This is a genomic window from Arthrobacter sp. R4-81, assembly GCF_054792365.1.
In genome coordinates this window covers 2,654,237-2,667,401 of sequence record NZ_CP096445.1, presented here as the reverse complement: position 1 = coordinate 2,667,401, position 13,165 = coordinate 2,654,237, and the positions used below count along the sequence as shown (strand labels likewise).

At 61.6% G+C, this 13,165-nt stretch carries 15 protein-coding genes and 1 pseudogene; 6 read left to right on the top strand and 10 right to left on the bottom strand.

The window, feature by feature from the left end:
* Positions 1-21: 21 nt before the first annotated feature.
* Positions 22-1,161: a histidinol-phosphate transaminase gene (gene hisC / locus M1E05_RS12555; protein WP_461163135.1), complete on the bottom strand. Its 1,140-nt coding sequence runs from the start codon at positions 1,159-1,161 to the stop codon at positions 22-24.
* 68 nt (positions 1,162-1,229) lie between these two features.
* Between hisC and M1E05_RS12550 the strand changes: the two genes are divergently transcribed.
* Positions 1,230-2,651, top strand: coding sequence for an aldehyde dehydrogenase family protein (locus tag M1E05_RS12550; RefSeq protein ID WP_461163134.1), 1,422 nt, complete (start codon positions 1,230-1,232; stop codon positions 2,649-2,651).
* Between the two features lie 518 nt (positions 2,652-3,169).
* Here M1E05_RS12550 and M1E05_RS12545 read toward each other — a convergent pair.
* The 3 genes from M1E05_RS12545 to M1E05_RS12535 all read right to left on the bottom strand — a co-directional run bounded on the left by M1E05_RS12545 (position 3,170) and on the right by M1E05_RS12535 (position 4,472).
* Positions 3,170-3,388 (bottom strand): hypothetical protein, encoded by a 219-nt coding sequence (locus tag M1E05_RS12545; RefSeq protein ID WP_458114274.1) that lies wholly within the window; start codon positions 3,386-3,388, stop codon positions 3,170-3,172.
* A 179-nt stretch (positions 3,389-3,567) separates the two neighbouring features.
* A complete protein-coding gene (locus M1E05_RS12540) occupies positions 3,568-4,092 on the bottom strand; it encodes a hypothetical protein (protein WP_458114273.1) in 525 nt (174 codons plus the stop codon).
* A 41-nt stretch (positions 4,093-4,133) separates the two neighbouring features.
* Positions 4,134-4,472, bottom strand: a complete 339-nt coding sequence (locus M1E05_RS12535) for an SDR family oxidoreductase (protein ID WP_461163133.1) — start codon at positions 4,470-4,472, stop codon at positions 4,134-4,136.
* A 216-nt stretch (positions 4,473-4,688) separates the two neighbouring features.
* Here M1E05_RS12535 and M1E05_RS12530 point away from each other — a divergent pair, with 216 nt between their 5' ends.
* Positions 4,689-5,810: an IS110 family RNA-guided transposase gene (locus M1E05_RS12530; protein WP_461163132.1), complete on the top strand. Its 1,122-nt coding sequence runs from the start codon at positions 4,689-4,691 to the stop codon at positions 5,808-5,810.
* Positions 5,811-6,258: 448 nt separating this feature from the next.
* On the opposite strand, the gene M1E05_RS12525 is transcribed toward M1E05_RS12530, so the two are convergent.
* Both M1E05_RS12525 and M1E05_RS12520 read right to left on the bottom strand, forming a co-directional pair.
* Positions 6,259-6,585, bottom strand: coding sequence for an SDR family NAD(P)-dependent oxidoreductase (locus M1E05_RS12525; protein ID WP_461163131.1), 327 nt, complete (start codon positions 6,583-6,585; stop codon positions 6,259-6,261).
* Positions 6,582-7,010, bottom strand: coding sequence for an SDR family NAD(P)-dependent oxidoreductase (locus tag M1E05_RS12520; RefSeq protein ID WP_458114270.1), 429 nt, complete (start codon positions 7,008-7,010; stop codon positions 6,582-6,584). Before M1E05_RS12520 ends, M1E05_RS12525 begins: the two co-directional genes overlap by 4 nt.
* On the opposite strand from M1E05_RS12520, the pseudogene M1E05_RS12515 reads away from it, so the two are divergent.
* A pseudogene (locus M1E05_RS12515) lies at positions 6,922-7,101 on the top strand (TraR/DksA family transcriptional regulator); the annotation flags it as partial. The gene M1E05_RS12520 and the pseudogene M1E05_RS12515 overlap by 89 nt on opposite strands.
* A 311-nt stretch (positions 7,102-7,412) precedes the next feature.
* A complete protein-coding gene (locus M1E05_RS12510) occupies positions 7,413-8,426 on the top strand; it encodes an isopenicillin N synthase family dioxygenase (protein ID WP_461163130.1) in 1,014 nt (337 codons plus the stop codon).
* 617 nt (positions 8,427-9,043) lie between these two features.
* Here M1E05_RS12510 and M1E05_RS12505 read toward each other — a convergent pair.
* Complete coding sequence (locus M1E05_RS12505) at positions 9,044-9,685, bottom strand: hypothetical protein (protein WP_461163129.1); 642 nt, start codon at positions 9,683-9,685, stop codon at positions 9,044-9,046.
* Positions 9,682-9,996 carry a hypothetical protein gene (locus M1E05_RS12500; RefSeq protein WP_461163128.1) on the bottom strand — a complete coding sequence of 105 codons (315 nt, stop codon included), beginning with the start codon at positions 9,994-9,996 and terminating at the stop codon, positions 9,682-9,684. The genes M1E05_RS12505 and M1E05_RS12500 overlap by 4 nt, the downstream gene beginning before the upstream one ends.
* 184 nt (positions 9,997-10,180) lie before the next feature.
* On the opposite strand from M1E05_RS12500, the gene M1E05_RS12495 reads away from it, so the two are divergent.
* The gene (locus M1E05_RS12495) at positions 10,181-10,390 is read left to right on the top strand and encodes a hypothetical protein (RefSeq protein ID WP_461163127.1); all 210 of its coding nucleotides are present in this window, start codon (positions 10,181-10,183) and stop codon (positions 10,388-10,390) included.
* A 66-nt stretch (positions 10,391-10,456) separates the two neighbouring features.
* Here the strand turns inward: M1E05_RS12495 and M1E05_RS12490 are convergent, their stop codons facing one another.
* Positions 10,457-10,840, bottom strand: a complete 384-nt coding sequence (locus M1E05_RS12490) for a PAS domain S-box protein (protein ID WP_461163126.1) — start codon at positions 10,838-10,840, stop codon at positions 10,457-10,459.
* A 1,067-nt stretch (positions 10,841-11,907) separates the two neighbouring features.
* Positions 11,908-12,513, bottom strand: coding sequence for a CGNR zinc finger domain-containing protein (locus M1E05_RS12485; RefSeq protein ID WP_458114265.1), 606 nt, complete (start codon positions 12,511-12,513; stop codon positions 11,908-11,910).
* A 111-nt stretch (positions 12,514-12,624) separates the two neighbouring features.
* On the opposite strand from M1E05_RS12485, the gene M1E05_RS12480 reads away from it, so the two are divergent.
* Positions 12,625-13,161, top strand: coding sequence for a carboxymuconolactone decarboxylase family protein (locus M1E05_RS12480; RefSeq protein WP_458114264.1), 537 nt, complete (start codon positions 12,625-12,627; stop codon positions 13,159-13,161).
* Positions 13,162-13,165 lie beyond the last annotated feature (4 nt).

The following is a 13,165-nucleotide window of genomic DNA, read 5'->3' as shown; positions in this document are numbered from 1 at the left end:
AAGAGGATCGTAGAACTGCCTTTACGCATCGCTGGTTAGACCTTTCGTCACGACTCTGTCCAAGGCTGCAATCGTAGCGTTCACCTGTTCCGGGGTTCCTACCGTGATCCGAACGCTTGAAGGATCCCCCATGGCGTTACCGGGGCGTACGATAATGCCCTCCGCCTCAAGCGCTTCGGTGAACGCCTTCGCGTCACCTACTCGCACGTAGACGAAATTCGCGTGTGAGACTAATGGCTCAAATCCGAGACTGCGGAGGCCTTCGGTAAGCTCGTTGCGGCCATGCTCATTTAGCCCCACACGGCGTTCCAGCTCTTCTCGCTCTCGCAAACTTGCCAATGCCGCAGCCTGGGCCACGCTGGACACTTCGTAGTTGCTCTGCACCTTTTGAACAGCCCCGATGATTTCGGGCGAGCCCACCAGGTACGCGACCCGCAGACCCGCCAGGCCGTAGGCCTTGGAGAACGTCCGCAGCGTGACCAAGTTACGACGCTTGAAGTCCCTTTCGGTGATGGTGTCCGCGTACTCCGGAGACTTGGCGTACTCAAAGTAGGCCTCGTCCACGACAATTGTGACGTGCTCCGGGACGGCCGCAATAAAGCTGAGCAGCTCTTCCCTGCTGACAATGCCGCCTGTGGGATTGTTCGGGTTGCAGACGTAGACGATGCGCGTTGCATCGCTGATAAGACCCAGCATAGAACCAAGATCGTAGCTCCCATCCTGGCGGACAGGTGTACTGAGCGTTGTGGCGCCCTGCTTTCGGGCGTCCAGGGCATATGCATGGAAAGTGGGTGCGGAAACAACGATGTTTGTGCCCTCATCCAGGAGCGCTATTGAGAGATGGTGGATCAGTCCGATCCCGCCGGCCCCAACGGCAACGTCTGCGATATCTACCCCAAGCATGTCAGCGAGTTCTGCGCGAAGAGTGCGGAAACCTGACTCGGGATACAAGTTGGCCCGGCCTACTTGTTCCAGTGCAGCCTTGGCAGCCGAGGGGAATGGGCCATACGGCCCTTCATTCGCAGCAAGACCCAGCAATTCGAGAACTGCGCCCTCCCCTGCTGCGTCACGGACGCTCCTGCCTGCACTGTAGGGCGGGAGCTCCTCGATCGCTGCCCGAATCTTTGGACCCGAGCCGGTTTCTGAAATAGCGGTTTGCATATTTACCCATCCCTAAATCTCCTATAGACTTTCCTATACGATTCTATACACGCTGAGGAAAAAGGACAATGGCTGAAATCGCAGAGTTGAACCGCATCTTCGCCGGAGGGCGCTGGACTCCCGTCACCGGAACAGACATTATGCATGTGTACAACCCCGCGGACGGCAGTCGCATCGGCCAGGTCACGGCTGCAAGTGTCCATGACGTGGAGCACGCCAGCCTCGCCGCCTCAGAGGCATTCGCGGGCTGGCGTGACACCGCGGTGGGCGAAAGGGCGGCCGTCGTCGCCCGTATCGCTGACGGCCTCGCTGCCCGGGCAGAAGAACTTGCCGACGGAATCACACTGGAAGTGGGCACACCCCGGCACAAATGTGTCCGAATGCAGGTCACTCCTGCCGTCGAAACGTTCAGGAGCGCGGCAAGGCTCGGACATCAAGTGCTCGTCGATGAACAACTGGACGCTACATGGATCCGCAAGGTGCCGGTCGGCGTGGTGGCCTGCATCACGCCGTGGAACTACCCGCTCTATCAGATAGCCTCAAAGGTCGCCGCTGCACTCATGGCCGGCTGCACCTTAGTCCTCAAACCAAGCGAAGTGGCACCAACCAACGCAGCTATCCTCGCCGACGTCGCCTCAGCAGCGGGCCTGCCGCCAGGAGTTTTCAACGTGGTCTTCGGGAACGGACCCACCACAGGAGAGGCTCTCATAAGCCACCCGGCAATTGACTTCGTCTCCTTTACAGGATCCACCCGCGCCGGCGCCAGAATCGCCGCCATAGCAGGCCAGCACATCAAAAAGGTATCTCTGGAACTAGGCGGAAAGTCAGCAAGCCTGGTACTCCCCGGCGTCGACGTTCAGCTGGCAGTAAGCAAAACCCTGGAAAAGAGCTTTCAAAACTCAGGTCAGACCTGTGCCGCTCTGACCCGACTCATCGTTCCATCAGAGGCCCTCGCACAGGTGTCCGCGTCACTCAAAACTCAGGTTGCTTCCTTCCCCGTTGGCGATCCCTCGAAAGCCAACACGGTGCTCGGGCCTGTCGCAACCGCGGACCAGAGAGACAAAGTGCTTAGCCTGACAGCCGCCGCCCGCGAATCCGGCGCTGAACTCCTTGCTTCCGGTCCAGTCTGGGGCGACCCCGCAGGCTTCTACGTTCCGGCTGAGGCCTACCTAATCACCGACGCCGACGGCGGACTCGCCCAGGAAGAAGTGTTTGGACCGGTCCTGGCCGTAGTGCCATACAGCGACATCGACGAAGCAGTGGCCATGGCAAACAATTCCCCTTACGGACTCAGCGGTGCGGTATGGGGACCCGACTCCGCCGAGGCGGGCAAGGTCGCTGCACGAATCCGTACCGGGAGCGTATCCATCAACGGTGCGGCCACACATCCCGATGCGCCCTTCGGTGGGTTTCGGATGTCCGGTTTTGGCAGGGAACGGGGGGCCTATGGCATCGAAGAATTCCTCACGACCCAGTCACTCCACTTCTAACATCCGCAGGCAAACCAAACAGTTGAGGAGAATCCAGTGACGAACAACCGAACGAAATCGGGCGGTTACGTGCCAACCCGCTACGAGGGCGGGTGTGAAGAAGATTGCCAGTTCTGCAGCGGCCCCGAAACAGACTAAGAGGCTAGCCGCACGTTCGCCTGCAGCTCCGAGGTGCTTCGTGGTGGCAAAAAGGAAGTGTGGACAATGTCCACGCTAGTGCATGGGCTGTGGCCTGGCGGCCGCGGTGGCCTACTTAGGTGTGTGGGTGGTGGTTTCCGGACCCTGGCTAGTGGGCCTTCCGCCTGCTGGATTGCGGGGCCATTCATGTCTCCTTTCTGGCTTGTTTTTGGTGGCCGTGGTTGGCCTTCCACTTATTCATGCCCTGGGTTGCGGTGGTGACATGATCTGCAGGTAGTTTCTTGACGTTTTTTCGCCGGTTCGTGCCCTCTGTGCTGTTTGAGCGGGGGCGGGCCGCTATTTGTCCGTCCAAATGGGGTGTTGACAGTGTCAACACCGGTCTACAAATGATGCAGCGGTTGATCAGGTGCCCTCTCCTTGTCCTTTTCTGCTGACACGAGTTCATGCAGCCAGAAGGTATATGCCATATGACCTTGGGTTGGTTCTTTTGCGCTCATCGCCAGGTCCGGGTGGACGGTTTTCGACGTGACTGCCTGATGGCGGCGAGGGCGAGGAAAGCTGAGGACGTCGGCTGGCGTTTTGATGGTGAGCGCTTTCATGTTTCCTTCTCCTTCGAACGCGGCGCGGGCGTTGTGCCCGGTCGTTGGATCTGTTGGGCGTTCTGATACAGGAGTCAGTGCTGGGTATAGGCGCCGGAGTACAAACTTGAGGTGCCGCCGATGGTCAGGAATTTCTTGAGGAAATATGCGACGGAGGAGCGCCGAGGGAAATTCCTGATTTAGCCCGGCGCTTGGCGCCCCGGGTTGCGTGCAGGTGCCGACCAGCGATATGGAGCATCAGAATGACAAACAGCCCTGATGCTTTGGTCATTCATGGACGCGTAGAAGGACAGCAGCATGATGCGAGTGTGTGTGGCCGACCAGCTGCAGGAGTCGACTCCTGCTCGTTGCCGGTCGCAATGCACGTAGGGCTCATCGACTGATCCAGTGGCTAAGCCGAAATGGACCCTATATCCCGCTTCGGTGCCAGGGCGTGGGTAAGCAGCTGACGTGACCGGGGCATGCTCGCGGAGAGCTTTTGTAATTTCGTAGTGGAAGCTTGGGCGGTCATCCGCTGCCCAGGCCTCGTAGAACTCGGCCTTTTCGAACAGCCTCCGGTTCTGGTCGGTGGGCCGCAGCCATAGGATCTTTCCGTCGTCGGTGACGGCGTCGACATGGCCGCTGCAGACAGGACTGCCATGGTGGCGGATTTCGATGGTGGCTCCGTGCAGGAGGGTCCAGTCAGTAATGCGCCTAAGCTCCATTGGCGGCTCGCCCTTTCGGTGTTGGTTTGCGATGCTTGAGCTCAGCGCACGTAGTCGGCGCCTGTGATATCGATGGTGGCGCCCGTGGTGTGCCGTGAGCGGCCCGAGGCCAGGAAGGTGATGACCTCGGCGACATCCTCCGGCGGGGTGACCTCCCTGAGTGGAAGGCCTTGGAGTATGGATCTTTCTGGGGTGAGGTGGGCGGCGATGTCTGGGGCAACCCAGCCTGGTGCGATGGCGTATGCAAGGACGTTTTCTTTGCCGTAACCGCGGGCGATGCCTTTGGTCAGGGCGAGTAACCCGCCCTTGGCTGCACCGTAGGTCAGACGATATGAGGCAGGAGGGGCTCGCTGCCGAGGGGCGGTCCTTCTGAATGCCATTGTCGCCGGGGCGGATCCGGATCGCCAGGTTCGTGGGGGCGCTTGTAAAAGTGTAGTGGCGTTCCGGATCCTGGTCCCGGCGCTGATGGCCTCTGCCAGAAGGACCAGGAAGTGTGGCCCGAAGGGGCTGGAACCTCCTTTTCAAAGCAAGGCGTGGGTTGCCTGCCACACTTGGCGGACAGGTAGAGCCACATTTGAAAATTGGAGGTTCCAGCTATGTTCGAGCGTACAAGCGTTGGCTTGGATGTCCATGCCCGTACCGTTGTCGCATGCGCGTTGGACGGGCAGACCGGTGAAGTCATTCCGCACCGGATGACTCCGGACCATGGCGAGATTCTTGCCTGGATCGTATCCCTGCCTACCCCGGTGAGGGTGGTCTACGAGGCCGGCCCGACGGGTTTCGGTCTGGCCCGGTTCCTGCTCGCGGCGGGGATCGACACGGTGGTCGCGGCTCCGTCCAAACTCCAGCGCCCGTCCGGGGACCGAGTGAAGACCGATGCCAAGGACGCACTCCATCTGGCCCGGCTGCTGAAACTCGGCGAGATTACGTCGGTCAGGATCCCGTCAGCGGACCAAGAAGCGGCACGGGACCTCGTGCGCGCCCGGGAAGATGTCCGCGGGGATCTGATGCGGTCCCGGCACCGGATCTCCAAGCTCCTGCTTCGCCAGGGCATGGTGTATTCGGGCGGGCAGGCCTGGACCGGAACCCATCAGCTCTGGTTGGCCCGGCAGCATTTCGATGCCCCTGCCCGGCAACTGACCTACGAGTCTTCTCTTGAGGCGATGCACGAGATCTCGGACCGCCGCGACCGCCTCGATGAGGCGATCACTGCGATGGCGTACGGGAGCGAATACACATCCGTTGTCCGGGCGCTGCAGTGCCTGCGGGGAATCTCGACCCTGACTGCCTTCGGATTGGCTGTGGAGATCGGTGACTGGCATCGCTTTACCGGCGCCACGATCGGGGCTTACCTCGGGCTGGTCCCGACAGAGCATTCCTCGGGAGCGTCCAGGTCTCTGGGCTCCATCACCAAAACCGGCAACACACACGCCCGCCGGCTGCTCGTCGAGGCAGCCTGGCACCACCGCAGACCATACAACAACCCGTCACGGCTGATGCGGTCACGGTGGGAAGAAGCCAGTTCCGAAGCACGGACCCGCGGCCATGCCGGGAACCGGCGCCTGCACAACCGCTGGATCGGCTACCTCGAACGCCGTAAGCGTCCGGTCATCGCCAACGTCGCCGTCGCCCGCGAGCTCGCCGGCTGGTGCTGGTCCCTGGCCACCGGCGCACATCAGGCCGAAGTCGGCCCCCGCTCGACAGCTTCCAGCCCCTGATCCAGGGGGCAAGGAAAAACCCGGGAAGTGAAAGTCGTGAGTGGTCCTTGCAGCGCGTGGAGTAAACCCGCGATACACCTATGGGCAACCGGAATGGCCACGCCCGTCATTGCTAGACCAGCGGTAACCTCCAGCCGAACACTTCGTCCTGCGGTAACCAACCCGCGCATATCAGTCTGACCGCGCCGTCGCCAACGACACGCTGACCACACACCAACGCCCATCCCGGCCACAAAGGGAAGCGGTCCCAGGCAACTCAACCCCGGGACCGCTTCCCCATGCCTATTGACAACGCAGGACTACATATCAGGTGTTCGGCGTCGTCACCCCGATGCGCGGAGCGGCTGGTGACGTTGATGATGATTCCCCCGCCCCGCTCCCGGAACTCCAGGATTGCCTGCCGGCAGAGATCGGCAGGAGCCAGAAGGCTGAGCTCGTAGTTCGCCTGCTAGCCGTGCTGCCACGCGCCAGTGTCGTCAATCTCGGAGGCCAGCCACGCGCCGGCGTTGTTCACCAGGACGTCTACGCCGTGCCGCCATTGGGCAGCCTCGTCCCAGACCCTGCCGCGCTCGGCCGGCTCACTGAGGTCCCCTTGGACAAGCTTCACACGGTTACCGAGCCGATCCGCTGTGGCCTGGGCGGAGTCTTTGTCGTTGCCGTAGTGCAGGACAACATTCGCACCTTCGCGGTGAAGCGCGAAGGCGGTCGCCCTGCCGATGCCGCGGGAGGCGCCGGTGACCAGGACAGTCTTCCCGGCCAACATTCCGGCGCTCATGCGACGGCCTGTGCGCCAGTGATTTCGACGACGGATCCGCAGATATAGGGCGCCTCGTCAGAGGCGAGGAACGCTACGAGCGCGGCGACTTCTTCCGGCTTGCCGATGCGCCCAAAAGGTACCAGTACGTCGAGGTCGGCGACCGTGCGGCCGCTGCGTGCCAGCCCGGCTTCGAGCATGGGTGTGCGAACTTCGCCGGGCGCGACGGCGTTGACCCGGACGTTGTACTGGGCGTAGTCGCGGGCCAGGTTCTTGGTGAAGGCGACGACGGCGGCCTTGGAAAAATCCTCGACGGTGCATGGGTGTTCGCGGTAGCGGGACCGCAAGTATGCACTCCTGGAGGCACTCCGCCAAGATATTAGCTCGGTGAGTGCTGCCCGGGAGAACTCGAATGTCGATGATGAGCATGATCCGGAGGGCAACACTATCGCTTTCGAGTTGTTCCAGGCTACCGCGCTGTTGGAGCAAAGCCGGACCGGGCTGGGGCAGATCGAGGCCGCTCTTGGGCGGATTTCCGATGAAGTTATGGATTCGCGGCATTGTCCTATGCATTATTGCGGCGCCTGTAGAGGGAGGAACGCCGTTTGGGGTACACGATGTGGCCCTCGGGCAAGGAGCTCAACAAACGCTCATGAACGATCTGTCCTGTTCATGGCATGCCACAACCGTTAACGGGCGGTCGATTGGTCGCGACTTTGCGCAGGAGGTGCCGCCGGTCCGGATGTGGTATTTGGCCACGTTCCTGCCCAAGGTAGTTTGCCCGGCCGTAACATGGAAGCAGACACATGCGCCGGCTTGGCAAGTTTGCTGGAAAAGGACTGGAGACGTTGCCGATCGAAACACTGCCCGTAGTCGACTTCTCCCGATTGAACGCGGGCGCGGAGGAGGCATCCCGGTTTCGTGATGAACTGCACGACGCCATGCATGAGGTCGGTTTCCTGTATCTGGCCGGCCATGGCATCCCGCAGGAGCTCACGGACGCCATGCTGGACGTGTCCCGCCGCTTCTTTGAGCTGCCCGAAGAGCAGAAGCTCGCGATTGAGAATGTCCACAGCCCGCAGTTTCGTGGCTACACACGGGTCGGCGGGGAACTCACGGAGGGTGCAGTCGACTGGCGCGAGCAGATCGACATCGGGGTAGACAGGCACGTGGTGGCGCCGGGCGCGGGGGTCGCGGATTATTGGCGCCTGGAGGGGCCGAACCTGTGGCCGGAGGCGCTGCCGGAAATGCGGGAGATTGTCGCCGAGTGGATGGAGCGGCTAAGCACGATCTCGTTGGCTCTCCTGCGGGCTCTGGCGGTGTCCCTCAGAGTGCCGGAGGACATTTTCGATGAGGCCTTCGCCGCGCGGGCTTTCCCCGTGCTTAAGGTTGTACGGTATCCGGGATCATCCAGCGAGGAACCCAAGCAGGGTGTGGGCTCCCACCGTGACGGCGGGGTGCTGACGCTCCTCTTGGTGGAGCCCGGGAAGGGTGGCCTCCAGGTCGAGTACCAAGGTACTTGGATCGACGCACCTCAGGTGCCCGGAACTTTCGTGGTCAACATCGGCGAGATGCTCGAGCTGGCCACGAACGGCTACCTGAAGGCGACCCTGCACCGCGTGGTCTCGCCGCCTCGCGGCACGGACAGGGTCTCCCTTCCGTTCTTCTATAACCCGGCACTGGACGCGAGGATGCCGCAGCTAGCGGTGAGCCCAGAGTTCCAAACCAAGGCGCGCGGCCTTTCGGTTGACCCAACGAACAGCCCGATTCTGGAAACCTACGGTGATAACGCTCTTCGCTACCGGCTTCGGGCCCACCCGAACGTTGTCGCAGTGCACCACGCGGACCTGATGAAACGCTGACTGGGTACGTCCCGTGTGCATTGTCCACATCCGGGCCTTGCGGCTCTCGCACAAAAGGATCATTCCCAGGACCAGACACCTGATTCCTACCGATACACCGCGACCACGATCTTGAACGTCGCGCGCCCAGGAGACCCGATGCGAGGCCCAGGATGCGCATTCCGCCCCCACTGTTGCCGCAGTAGGTTGAGGAGGACTGATCGCGGGAGCCGCCACAGCAGCACAGGTAGGGGCGCGGCGGGTGTCAGAGATGGCTTTGCGCGCTGCGCGGCATGAACCGTGCGCTCCGTGCAGGTTCCCGTAAAGGACGTCCATTGAACGCCAAGGAACGACAGGCCGCCGTCGACCTTCTTGCCATCACCGATGATGCGCAGCCCCTGCTGGTCGTGGGTACCGGCTCATACATTGGAGAAGGCTTTGACTGCCCCAAACTGGATATCCTGTTTCTTGCAGCGCCTGTGTCATTCAAAGGCAGATTGGTCCAGTACGTCGGCCGGGTTATCCGGCCATACTCGGGGAAAACTGTGGCGACTGTTCACGAACATACGACGCACCCGTGCTGGCAGATCCTGAGCAAGCGGGCGTCAGGGTACGTCTTACTCGGTTTGGGAGTGGCTTCAGTCGATGGCTGCCAGGATGATGTTGAGCGCATCCTCCGGAGTCGAGCCCGGTACGTTCATCAACGAGCCGCTGAATCGGTGTTCGGCTGTGCAAAGCATCGCAATCTGAGCCCCGTCCTTTGTAGCGGTCCATCCGGACCATCCGCGGGCCAGAACCCATTCCGCCTTGATGGTGACGCCGCCGGGTACGAGCTCGGTGTCGTTGGCGCAGAGTCGTTTGAACGTGGGGAGCTCATGGCTGTCACCCGTGAGGTCCCCTCGGGCAAGAGTTGCGGCCGGGGCACCAGTGAGGTCGCCGGTGACCGCCGTGTAGACGCACATACTTGATGCCGACGGTGTGGTTGATCCGGCCGGGGGCTGGACCCGAGGCAGGTTCGGAAACTTCACAAGGTATGTCTCGCCGGCATCACAGAACTGTGCGGACGGCAGCCCTGTTGTCGGCACCCGTGTCGGCGTTTCGGCAGAGGGGTTCGCTGTCGCCGACGCTGAGGTGGCTGCGGAGGGCTGTGGATCTGCTGGCTGAGTGGTGGTCACGTCCGCGGCCGGCTGCTGGCCCCCACACGCGGACAAGGCAAGTGCTGTCAGTGCGGCGGTAAGAACCGTGGCGAAGCGTTGGTGCATGATTTCCCCCCAAGTCATCTGCGATGGTTCACAGTAACAGCAATGCTGGACTTCAACGCGGGCGCCTTCATTCTTGACGAGGTTCCCTGCGCCGGGATGTTCCGCCAGGAGGCGTGCCATGAGTCGGGTGATGGTGTATTCGACGGGCGGCCGAGGACGATGTCGTGGCCGCGGTAGTCTTTGCCGCGGAACTCCGTCACTGTCGGGACCATGATGCGGATCTGGACACCTGCATCACGGAGGTCCTTGAGTTTGGCTGCCGCCGCGAAGGCGTGCGGGTAGGACGCGAACTTTCCCCACGAGGAGTACCGGGGATGCCCCAGGACCACCGATCACGTCACCGCAGGTATACCTGGTTTGTCCGTGAGTCTCGGGGGGGGGGGTGGCGGGGTAGTTTCACCCCAGTCCGCAGGCCCTCGGCTCGGTGGTCAGCAAAGAGAGGACAATAGCAGCCCCGTGAAGTAGCGCTGTGGGCCCCCCGGCCCTGGCCCCCCTGCTGGCCACCCTGGCCGAGTGGGTCAACCGCTTCTCGAGAAGCACAGCGGCCAGATGTTCCGCGTGGACAGCCGCGAGCTCGAGCTCCCGGGCATCACCACGCGGATGCGACCGCTCGTTGCCCCGCTGATGTTCTACACATTCGCGTTCCGCACAGCGGCCTACAACGCCGCTGTGCGCGGATACTCGCTGGAGTGCCGCCGCTACATGTGGCAGTTCGCCTGCTGATCGAGCTTCTTCTCACCGGAACGGGTTGGGGGCGGTGCACTCATCGCCCCCAATCCGCCCCTGTAGCTAGGCGCCGATCTGGCGGACGAAGTGGTAGGCCACGACATGGCCGGCGTACGTCAGCGGAATCATGTCCGTCTCCGCCTCGAAAGTTGACCCGTCCTTGCGCTTGCCGCGGAAGCGGAAGGACACCGGATACTGCAGGCCGCCGACTTGGTGCTGGTAGTGCCAGACGTACAGTGACCTACTCTCGTCCGCGATGAACGTGTCGGCGAAGTCGTCGACCTTCTGCCACTCGCGGACGTCGTACCCGAACATGGCGGCCAACCGCTGGTTGCACACCTTGTGCTGTTCGTCGAGCCAGAGGTAAACGCCGTCAGGGCTTTGCTCGAAGACCGGCTTTAAATGCCCGGCCAGCTCTGCTAATGCGGTCTCATGCGACACGGTCATCGTAAGGCTCCTTTCACTTGCCACCACGCTAGGAGGGGGACTTTGCTGGGTCAAGCCCCGGGGACTCCTGGGTCCTGAAAGCCCAAATACGCGGTTGCCCAGGAAGTAGCCCGCGACGGCTGCCCTTCGCCCATGAGCAGGGGCGTAGAGATCGAGAAACCACGTGGTCAGGTCGGCGACCCACTCGGCGAGCTGTTTCGATTTCGCACTTTTACTCACGCAGGTAGTAGTCGATCGAGTACATGAGGGACTGTAGCAAGCGAGCGGACCGTCATAGACAGAGATTGCAGTCCCACCTTTGCCAAGTCAACCTTCTAACCTCTAAGCATGAGCGAGTCATAAATTTCCCGGAGATGCGGTCCTGAAGCGCCTGTCGTAGTGTCCGGTAGCCCATCCCCTGTTGTGCGTCCCGCAAGAAGTTGCCTGGGTTGAACGGTGATCGTTGCTGACACCTTGTGATGTTGGCTCTCGCCGGCATTCGACCCTAGAACGGCTGCACTGGCGCCCCTGAAAGTCGGCGACTAACGCTACTGAAACTCACCGACACAGCCAGTGCGTTATGCCAGGAACCCCTCAAGCGATCGCCGTCGACACGCCAGCGCGAGCGAAGACTAACGTCCAGCTGCCCCATGGCCCTTGCTTCCTACACCTACGACGCCCTTCCAGCGGATGTTCGTCAGGACCTGCCGGACGCTGACCGGCTCACGGCAGCGCTGGACTGGACCGAGGCGGATGCTGGCAGCTGAACATGCCGTTCCGCGGGGTTGTCAGCTCTCGGTGTTGCTGTAGCTGAATAGTGTTCCGCTGATTGCCTTGTCGAATGGAGTGGCAGTGGCGCCAAGCTTTTTCGTGATTTTGCTGCTGTTCACGATGAATGGCTCCTCGAACTGGTACAGCCCTATAGGCTCGGGAAGAAGAAGAAGGCCCGCCGACAATTGGGGGATCGATGGACCTTCCGCTGGCAGGTTACGCGGGTGTAATTATGACTTCGAGTTGAAGAAAGCGGAAGACACGGCAGTCGGCTGTCCAACTGCCCGGGACTGTCCCAGAACCAAGGAGTGGGACTGCTAGGTCGTGGATAGGACAGCGTTTTCGCGGTGCCGGTGGTAGTGCCGGGTGGCGCGGGCTCGGTTGCCGCAGGCTACCGAACACCATTCGCGCCGCGGGTGAGTCTGCACGAAGTAAAGCACGCATCCTGGTGCCATGCATGCTCGCAGTATGGGGGCGTCGGGGGCGGTGAAGAGTTCGACAGCTTCAGTGCTGACGACGGCCAGGCTTGCCGCGACGGGAGAGCGTGTATCGGACTGTTTGCGGCCGAGGGTTCCGGCTTTGATCACTAGATGTTCTGCTGGGGCTCCGGTGCCGAGGCGTTCGTTGATGACGTCGACTGCTTGGGTGATGTCTGGCATTGCCGACTCCGCCAAGACCCGGCGGTCCTCGGTGGCAAAAGCTGCAATACGGCGAAGCGCGTCCCGGAGGTCCCGTGCCTTCTTCAATTCCACTGTGGTGGGCGGTACGACTGCGGTGAGGCCGACCTGCTCGAGCCATGCTGCTAGGTCGCCGGTGTCCTTGAGGTCGTCGCATATCTGCCCGCGGTCCGCCCAGATGGTGTTCATCAGACGAACGGGTCTGGGCTCATCCGGGAGGACCCAAGCGCGATCAGTGTCAGCCATATCAAGAGTATAACGCATAAGGAGTCTTGCATCCGTTAGAAATCACTGCTAGCTTCTCTAACGGATGCAAACGCACCAACCCGTTATAAAAGTGCTCCTGAAAGGATCACCATGACCGCTCTTCCGCTCGTTGACATTGACACAACCGATTCCCGCCGCGCCGAACTGCTGGGGACGGTGAAGAGCCGGTTGGGAGTCGTACCAAACATGACGAAGGCGATGGCCAACAGCCCGGCCCTTCTTGATGCCTACCTGACGATGTCCCAGGCGTTGAGCCGCGGCGTCATCGCAGCGGCTACCCGCGAACGGATTGCACTGACCATCGCGCAAGGCAACAGCTGCGATTACTGCCTTTCGGCACACACCTATCTCGGCGAGCATGTTGGCAAGCTGTCCGTCGAGGACATTAAGGCCGCTCGCCACGGCGAGAACATCGACCCCCATGTCAACGCACTGCTGGCTTACGCAGCCGCGCTGAACGAGGGCGGGGGCCTGGTTGATGAATCTGTTGTCGGAAGGGTTCGCGCCGCTGGCGTGACCGATGAAGAGCTCGCAGAAGTTGCCGGTCACGTCGCTCTGAACGTGCTGACTAACTACTTCAACAAGGCCGCCAAGGTCGAGATTGACTTTCCCGTCGTCAACGCCTAAGAAG